We start from the raw sequence: 7238 nt of genomic DNA, 5'->3' as shown, positions 1-7238 counted from the left end.
CGTGCGGCCGGGACCGCTGGGGCCCCCCCCCCCCGCCCGGGCGGCGTCGGGACGCCCTTCCGGCGTGCTCGGTCCGACGGGGTCGCGCGCGATCAGGACCGTCGGGCCGTGGCGCCGCTGAAGGCGGCCTGCACCATGCCGGCGTACCCGACGTGGCCGGCCCGGTTGGGGTGGTACGACTCGCCGAGCGGGTTCGAGGTGCCGTTGAGCCATTCGACGTCGTCACAGACGGCGTGGCCGCTGAACGGGCCCCGGGCGTCGGCGAAGGTGAAGCCGTGGGCGACCGCTCGGCTCCGGATGGTCGTCGCGAGTAGGTCGGCGGCGGCGTTCAGCTCGGCCTGTTCGCCGGGGGAGATCCTGGCGATGAGGTTGCACTCCTCGCCGTTGAACAGCCTCGGGTAGCCGACCACCGCGACCCGGGCGTTCGGGGCGAGGGCCCGGATCCGGGAGTAGAGCTGGTCCAGTCGCCCCGGCAGGGTGTTGCGGATCTGGTTCTCCGCGTCGTCGATCTGGGACCAGCAGGTGGCGGGCCACGGCAGCGCGCACTGCACGATCACCGACGACCAGCCGATGTCGTTGCCGCCGGCGGTCACCGTGACGTAGGTCGTCGAGGCGTTCAGGCTGCCCAACTGCCCGTTCAGCACGCCGGAGACCGTCGCGCCGGCGCAGGCCGGGAAGGTGAGGGTGGCGCCGAGCCGGGCCGCGCCCAGGACCGGGTAGGAGTGCCGGGATCGTTGGCACGAGCCGCTGTCGGAGTAGTACTCCCGGGTGCCGGTGCCCGAGGCGTACGAGTCGCCGAGTGCGGTGTAGGTCGGGGTGGCGGCCTGGGCGGGTGCGGCGGCCAGGCCGACGGTGAGCGCGGTGACCATGGGCAGGGCGATCGCGGCGAGGGCGGCTGTCGCACGGCGGGACAACGACACGGGCACTCCTGACATCGAAGATAGTGGATATCAGGTTGGCAGAAGCCCGCGCCGTGCGGAAGTGGTCGGGTGGCTGTCCTTCCGGGCTCCGCGCCGCCCGGCGGGATCAGTCGCCCCAGGCGTTGGTGCCCAGGAGCATGTCCCAGGTCAGGTAGGGCAGCTCGGGGTGGCGCTGGTGCAGGATCTCGCCGGGAAGGGTGGCGGCCGGGGCCTTGCGGGGGTTGGCCAGTGCCTGCGCGACGATCGCGTCGGTGACGGCCCGGGCGCCGCCGAGGCGGGGAAGGCGCCGGTGGACGCGGTCGGCGTACGCGGGTGGGACCGGGCTGTTGGTGCCCATGAGGTCGATGCTGATTCCGGTCTGGGCGATGCCGATCTCCGGCGGTCGGCGCCGCTGGAAGACGGGTGAGTCGCGGAAGCTGCGCGTGGTGTGCATGGCGATCGCGTCCCACACGGTGTCGACCCGGTGGTCGGTGACGCCCCGCTGTTCGAGGAACCGGGCGGCGAAGTCGGCGCCGTCCACCTCGAACCGCTGGTCGGAGTTGGCGTGTGCGGTCAGGCCCATGTCGTGCAGGGCGCAGATCAGGAACACGACCTCCTCGTCGTAGTCGCGGCCGGGCCGCCGACCGGCCCGCGCCGCGGCCTGGCGGGCGAACAGGAAGCTGCGCAGGCTGTGGTTGCGCAGGTAGGCCTCCTGCGCCTCGCCGATCAGCCGGATCGCCTCGCGGGCCAGCCGGGTCGACGGGAGGGCCAGGTCGGCGTCCGGCCCCCCGTGGGCGGTGCCCGCGGTGGCGGGCGCCAGCCCGGTGAGCATGCCGGCGCCGGCGGCCAGGCCGGCGCCGAGGGCGGTTCGCCGCGAGAAGGAAGGCGTCACGGGTACCTCATCTTTCGGGTGTCGGGGATGCGGACCGGAAGCGTTGGCGGTACTCGGCCGGGGTGATGCCGATGCCGCGCACGAACGCGCGGCGCATGGTGTCGTCCGAGCCGAAGCCGCAGGCGCGGGCGATGCGTCCCACTCCGTCGTGGGTCGCTTCGAGCAGGGTCTTCGCGGCCTCGATGCGGACCTGCTCGACGTACCGCGTGGGGGTCGTCCCGACCGTGCGGCGGAACAGGCGGGTCAGGTGCCGTTCGCTGACCGACGCGTGCGCCGCCATCGTGGCGAGCGTGTGCGGGGCGCCCGGGTCGGCGGCAACGGCGTCCAGTACGCGGCGCAGGGCGCTGCCGGGGACGGCCGTGGTGCTGCCGCGGACGGTGAACTGGGACTGGCCGCCCGGGCGGTGCAGGAAGACCACGAGGTACTTGGCGGTGGTGCGGGCGCGCTCCGGCCCGTGGTCCTCCTCGACCAGTGTCAACGTCAGGTCGATGCCCGCCGTCACGCCGGCCGAGGTGAACAGCGGCCCGTCCCGCACGTAGAGGGCGTCGGGCCGGACGCGGACCGCGGGAAACCGCGAGGCGAGTTCGGCGCAGGCCGCCCAGTGGGTGGTGGCCCGGCGGCCGTCGAGCAGGCGCGCCGCCGCGAGCAGGAACGCGCCGGTGCAGATGGCCGCGGTACGGCGGGCGAGCCGGCTGACGCGGGGGAGTTCGGTGACGAGCGCCGGCGGCGGCTGCCGGGTGGCGAGCGGGTAGCCGGGCACCAGGAGCGTGTCGAACCGGTGCCGCACCTGGTGCAGGGGCAACTCGACGTCGAGGGGCACCCCCACGTCCGTGCGCACCGGGCGGCCGTCCATGGAGGCCAGCCGGACCCGGTAGCCACCGCTGCCGTGCAACACCTGCACGGGCCCCGCCACGTCGAGCAACACGACGCCGTCGTGCACCACCACGACTACCTCGCGGATCCGGGCGATCTCCACACCAGCAGTCTGGTTGCCTCGCCGCGGGGTCCACAAGGACGGCCGGACCGCACATCCGGACATCGCCGGTGGGCCGTGCTCCCGGCATCCGCGGGGAGGGAACCGGCTGCCAGGTCCGGCCGGGCCGCGCCCTTGCGCCGACGAGCCGGAGGCGGGTGTGCATTCAGCCCATGTAAATGGTCAAGTGTCTTTAGCATTAAAGGTGGACGCGTTGCGGACGCGGTTGAGCAAGCTCCTCGTCGGCGGTGCGGTCGGTCTGCTGGCCGTGGCGACGGCGCTGACCGTGGCCCCCACCGCACACTCCTGGGTCGGCGACGACGAGGCGTGCCGGCCGGGCGGGGTCGCCCGTCGACCGGCTACCCCCCGCCCGACGGGTGACGCGTACGCGCTCGGCCGGCTACGCCCCCTCGGCGCGCTGACGTCCAGGCAGTCGCAGCAGGCCTGCGGACGTGGGGCGGAACCCGCACCGCTCGAGGTAGAACGGCTCCAGGTGCGCCTCGAAGTCGACGTGCAGCCACTCGCAGCCCGCAGCCGCGGCGTCGTCGGCCGCAGCCCGAACCAGGCCCGTGCCGATCCCCCTGTGCTGCCACCCCGGGTCCACCGCCGTGTCGAGCAGGAAGGCGTGCGACCCACCGTCCCAGCAGACCTGGACGAAGCCCACCAGGCGGCCGACGTCGAAGGCGCCGACCCACGTCAGCGCGTGCCGCTCCAGCCGCTCGGCCCACGGCGTCACCTGCTCGACAGCGCCACCGAAGGCCCGGGCATGAAGGGCGTTGAGCTCAAGGTCGTCGACGGGGAAACGCGACACCAACCCGATTCCGTCCGCCGTCCACACGCGAGCCGTCGGGTGCATGGTGGGACCATAGCAGCAGGTCGCCTGGCAGCGTGGGCGGCCGACGCCGGGTTCCGGGGACCTGTGCCCGCGTCGCCGTGTCCGTCCGTGGCCAGCGTGCTAGGCGAGGTTGAGCTGCCAGGAGACACCGAAGCGGTCGTCGGTCCAGCCGAACTTGCGGCTGAAGCCGTGGTTGCCCAGGGGCATGTGCACCCTGCCGCCCTCGGAGAGCGCCGCGTGGAGACGGTCGATCTCCTCCTCGGTGTCGCAGTCGACGAAGAGCGACACCGCCGGCGTGAAGCCGAACTCGTGGGGGACGGCACTGTCGATGCACATGAACGTCTGCCCGGCGAGTTGGAACGCCGCCCGCATCACCGACCCCTCCCTGCCCGGCCCGTCGGGCCCGAAGCGGGTGACATCGAGGACCTTCGCATCGTTGAACAGGCCGACGTAGAACGTCATGGCCTCCTCGGCGACGCCGTCGAACATCAGGAACGTGGTGATCTTCTGCATGGGGTAAAGCTTAACGCCGTACTTATATAGGTCAAGGGTTATAGAGCTGTGGAGGGTCGGGTCACCTGTTCCCACGTGAGCCCGCCCGAGCTGCCCTGACGGCAGTGCTTCCCGCCGGGCGTCAGCGGGCCGCCGGTGGCGCGGACGCGGCGGCCGGGGCGGAGCCGGCCTCGGCGAGTGCGGTCCGGAGGATGTCGAGCAGCGGCCCGTCGGGGTGGTCGATCCAGTGCTGGATGGCGACGCGCAGGGAGGCCAGGAAGGTCGCCGCCAGGACCCGGGACCGCAGCGCCCGGTCGGGGCCGGTCAGCCGGTGGGCGATGTCGTCGGCGAGTTCGCGCTCGATGGCGGTGTAGGCCGCGATCTGGTGTGCGACGAGGCCCGGGTGGCCGCGTAGCTGCCGGCGGCGGACCAGCCAGGAGGGCGGCGCGTTGCCGTACGCCTCGACGGCGAGGCGTTCGGCGGCCCCGCTCAGCACGGCCCACGGCGGCGCGTCGGCCGGCTGCCGGCGGACCAGTTCCAGCAGTCGGCGCAGCCGTACGGCGTCGCCGTGGAAGACCGCCTCCTCCTTGCTGGAGAAGTAGTTGGAGAACGTCCGGCGGGAGACGTTCGCGGCGTCGGCGATGGCCTCCACGGTCACCCGGTCGAGCCCGTGCTCGGTGGCGAGGCGCAGGGCCGCCTCGTGCAGGGCGAGGCGGGTGGCCGCCTTCTTGCGCTCGCGCAGCCCGGTGGTCTCCTCCATGGGCGACAGCCTACGGGGCGGGTGACTCAGTTCTCATCGCGCAAACTTGCGCATTGAGCAAGATCGGCAGATGCTTGTGTGCGGCAACCATCTGCGACAGGGGAGGGCGGCGTGGAGACTGTCGGCCGCGAGCTCGGTGCGAGGCTGTCCGAGCTGATCAGGAGCGTACGGCTGATCAAACGGCACCGGGCCGACGTCCGGCCGGCCGTGCCGGTCGGCCTCGCCGGCCTCCTCACGCAGATCGAGAAGCTGCCCGCCGACTGCCACGCCCGCGAGCTGGCTGCCCGCAGCGGGCTCGACCCGTCGACCGTCAGCCGCGCCGTCGCCTCGCTCGTCAGCCACGGCTTGGTCGAGCGGCGCGCCGACCCCGCCGACAAGCGGGCCAGCCTGCTGACCGTCACCCCGGCCGGGCGGGCCGCCCTGACCGACACCTACGACTGGTACGGCCGGATCCTCGACACCGCGCTCGCCGACTGGACCCCCGCGGAGGTGGCGGCGCTCGCCGCCGCGCTCGGCCGGTTCACCCGCGACATCGAGACCGCCCTCGGACACCACGACAACCTGGAGGCCGCGCGATGAGCGCACCCACCACCACGGCCGGCGACGCGCCGATGACACACCGGCAGACGCTGGAGGCCCTCAGCGGCCTGCTGCTGGTGCTGTTCGTCGCGATGCTCAGCGGCACCGTCGTCTCGACGGCGCTGCCGAACATCATCGGCGCGTTGAACGGGTCGCAGACCCAGTACACCTGGGTGGTCACCGCCACCCTGCTCACCGCGACCGCGACCACCCCGATCTGGGGCAAGCTCGCCGACCTGTTCAACAAGAAGCTCCTGGTCCAGGTCGCCATCGCCGTCTTCCTGGTCGGCTCGGTGATCGCGGGGTTCGCCCAGACCGCCGAGCAGCTCATCGCCGCCCGCGCGTTCCAGGGCATCGGCGTCGGCGGCCTCCAGGCCCTCGTCCAGGTCGCCATCGCGGCGATGATCCCGCCCCGGGAGCGCGGCCGGTACAACGGCTACCTCGGCGGCGTCATGGCGGTGGCGACGGTCGGTGGCCCGCTGCTGGGCGGGCTCATCGTCGACACGTCCTGGCTCGGCTGGCGCTGGTGCTTCTTCGTCGGCGTCCCCGTCGCCGCCATCGCGCTCGTCCTCCTGCACTTCACCCTGCGACTGCCGACGGTCCGTCGCGAGAACGTGAAGATCGACTACCTGGGTGCGACCCTGATCGCCGCCGGCGTCAGCGTGCTGCTCATCTGGATCTCCTTCGTCGACGACTCGTTCGCCTGGGCCTCCTGGCAGACCGCCGCCATGGTCGGTGGATCGGTCGCGCTGCTCGCCCTGGCCGTCCGGGTGGAGTCCCGGGCGGACGAGCCGGTCGTCCCGCTCGATCTCGTCCGTCAGCGGACCACCGCCCTGGCCATCCTGGGCAGCCTGGCGGTCGGCATGGCGATGTTCGGCGGCGCCGTCTTCCTCGGCCAGTACTTCCAGATCGGGCGCGGCTACAGCCCGACGGAGGCCGGGCTGCTCACCATCCCGATGATGGCCGGCGTCCTCATCTCGTCGATCGTCGCCGGCCGGCTGATCACCAGGACCGGGAAGATCAAGCCGTACATCGTGTTCGGCGCGGTCGTGCTCGTCATCGGCTTCGCCCTGCTCGGCACCATCGACCACGAGACCTCGCTGGTGCTGGTCGGCACGGCCATGTTCATCGTCGGTGTCGGGGTCGGCATGACGATGCAGAACCTCGTCCTCGCCGTGCAGAACACCGTCTCGCTCAGGGACATCGGCGCGGCCAGCTCGACCGTCGCGTTCTTCCGGTCGCTCGGCGGCACCATCGGCGTCTCGGTCCTCGGCGCGGTCCTCGCCCGGCAGGTCACCGACCAGATCACCGCCGATCTCTCCGCGGCCGGCATCCCCGCCTCCGGCAGCGCGGGAGCCGGCAGCCTGAACCTCGACGCCATGCCCGGCGCGGTCCAGCAGATCGTCCGCGCGGCGTACGGGGACGCCACCGGCCACATCTTCCTCATCTCCGCCGCGATCGCCGTCGTCGGCGTCATCGCCGCGGTCCTGCTGAAGCCGGTCGGCCTGCGCAGCAGCCTGGATCTGCCCGACCCCGCCAGGTCGACGGCCGTGGCCGCCGACGCCGTCGACGGCGCTCCGGCCTTCGACCAGGTGAGCGTGGACGCCGCCGGGCGGGAGGCGCCAGCGCGCCGCTGACGCCGCACCTGCGACAGCGGGGCCGCCACCGTCCGAAGACGGTGGCGGCCCCGCTGTCGTCAGGCTTCCGGATCGTGCGTCAGTCCCGGCCGCCCTCGACGGCCCGGCCGGCCGCGCACCCCGTGTCGTCGTCCCGGGCCCGCCGCGTCGACGAGCGACGAGTGCCGGGCC

At 72.9% G+C, this 7238-nt stretch carries 8 protein-coding genes; 2 read left to right on the top strand and 6 right to left on the bottom strand.

Annotation, left to right across the window (positions count from 1 at the left end; translation table 11 throughout):
• Positions 1-92: 92 nt before the first annotated feature.
• The 6 genes from AB0G13_RS09105 to AB0G13_RS09080 form a co-directional block, all read right to left on the bottom strand.
• Positions 93-920: an SGNH/GDSL hydrolase family protein gene (locus AB0G13_RS09105; RefSeq protein WP_357871139.1), complete on the bottom strand. Its 828-nt coding sequence runs from the start codon at positions 918-920 to the stop codon at positions 93-95.
• A 106-nt stretch (positions 921-1026) separates the two neighbouring features.
• Complete coding sequence (locus tag AB0G13_RS09100; RefSeq protein WP_357871136.1) at positions 1027-1791, bottom strand: HD domain-containing protein; 765 nt, start codon at positions 1789-1791, stop codon at positions 1027-1029.
• A gap of 7 nt (positions 1792-1798) precedes the next feature.
• On the bottom strand, positions 1799-2767 hold the full coding sequence (locus tag AB0G13_RS09095; protein ID WP_357871133.1) for a helix-turn-helix domain-containing protein: 969 nt from the start codon (positions 2765-2767) through the stop codon (positions 1799-1801).
• Between the two features lie 397 nt (positions 2768-3164).
• Positions 3165-3620: a GNAT family N-acetyltransferase gene (locus AB0G13_RS09090; protein ID WP_357871130.1), complete on the bottom strand. Its 456-nt coding sequence runs from the start codon at positions 3618-3620 to the stop codon at positions 3165-3167.
• A 99-nt stretch (positions 3621-3719) separates the two neighbouring features.
• Positions 3720-4112: a VOC family protein gene (locus tag AB0G13_RS09085; RefSeq protein WP_357871127.1), complete on the bottom strand. Its 393-nt coding sequence runs from the start codon at positions 4110-4112 to the stop codon at positions 3720-3722.
• A 121-nt stretch (positions 4113-4233) separates the two neighbouring features.
• On the bottom strand, positions 4234-4851 hold the full coding sequence (locus tag AB0G13_RS09080) for a TetR family transcriptional regulator (RefSeq protein ID WP_357871124.1): 618 nt from the start codon (positions 4849-4851) through the stop codon (positions 4234-4236).
• A 111-nt stretch (positions 4852-4962) separates the two neighbouring features.
• Here AB0G13_RS09080 and AB0G13_RS09075 point away from each other — a divergent pair, with 111 nt between their 5' ends.
• Entirely contained in the window at positions 4963-5430 is a 468-nt protein-coding gene (locus AB0G13_RS09075; RefSeq protein ID WP_357871121.1) for a MarR family transcriptional regulator, read from the top strand.
• Positions 5427-7067 carry an MDR family MFS transporter gene (locus AB0G13_RS09070; RefSeq protein ID WP_357871118.1) on the top strand — a complete coding sequence of 547 codons (1641 nt, stop codon included), beginning with the start codon at positions 5427-5429 and terminating at the stop codon, positions 7065-7067. Before AB0G13_RS09075 ends, AB0G13_RS09070 begins: the two co-directional genes overlap by 4 nt.
• The last annotated feature ends 171 nt before the right edge of the window (positions 7068-7238 follow it).

Origin of the sequence: Micromonospora sp. NPDC023633 (assembly GCF_040640035.1) — a bacterium.
Taxonomy (GTDB): Bacteria; Actinomycetota; Actinomycetes; order Mycobacteriales; family Micromonosporaceae; genus Micromonospora.
This window is presented reverse-complemented; position numbering and strand designations above follow the sequence as displayed.